Below are 806 nucleotides of genomic sequence, written 5' to 3' on the forward strand. Positions count from 1 at the left end.
ACCATCCCCCGCGCCCCACCCTCAAGGAGCGCCTCCGCGAGCGCATGGAGTCGCTGGGCTCCCTGTCGGTGATGACCGGCCAGGTGTTCAGCCGCGCCGTGCGCCCCCCGTATGACTGGGCCGGCCTCATCTTCCACACCGAGTCCCTGGGCGTGCGCTCGCTGCCCATCGCGCTGCTCACCGCGACGTTCGCCGGGCTCGTCATCTCGCTCCAGTTCGGCTACTTCCTCGCCCGCTTCGGCGTGCAGTACACCGTGGGCCGCGTCGTCATCCTGACGCTGTTCCGGGAGCTGGCCCCCGTGCTCACCGCCCTCACCGTGGGCGCGCGCATCGGCTCCGGCATCGCCGCGGAGCTGGGCTCCATGACCGTGACGGAGCAGGTGGACGCCATCCGCGCGCTCGGCGCGGACCCGCTGCGCAAGCTGGTGGTGCCGCGCGTGTTCGCGTGTCTCATCGTCATGCCGGTGCTCACCGTGTTCTCGGACGTGGTGGGCCTGGTGGGCGGCGCGCTGGTGGTGCGCTCGCAGTACGGCATCTCCCTGGACCAGTTCTTCCAGGGCGCCATGGACGCGGTGCAGATGGGCGACTTCGTCTCCGGCGTCATCAAGGGCGCGGTGTTCGGGCTCGTCATCGGACTGGTCGGTTGTTTCAAGGGGCTCGCGGTGGAGGGCGGCACCGAAGGCGTGGGCCGCGCCACCACGCAGACCGTGGCCATCACCTCCGTGTCCGTGTGCCTCGCGGACTTCTTCATCACGAAGATCACGCTCTACTTCTGAAGCGCCCGGACCATGCGCAAGGCCCGCTCC

General features: G+C 69.9%; 1 protein-coding gene. It reads left to right on the forward strand.

The window, feature by feature from the left end:
• On the forward strand, window positions 1-776 hold a 776-nt coding region (locus D7X74_RS42200; RefSeq protein WP_233596058.1), incomplete at its 5' end, for an ABC transporter permease.
• Window positions 777-806 lie beyond the last annotated feature (30 nt).

The organism is Corallococcus sp. CA047B (assembly GCF_003612065.1).
Lineage (GTDB): Bacteria > Myxococcota > Myxococcia > Myxococcales > Myxococcaceae > Corallococcus > Corallococcus praedator.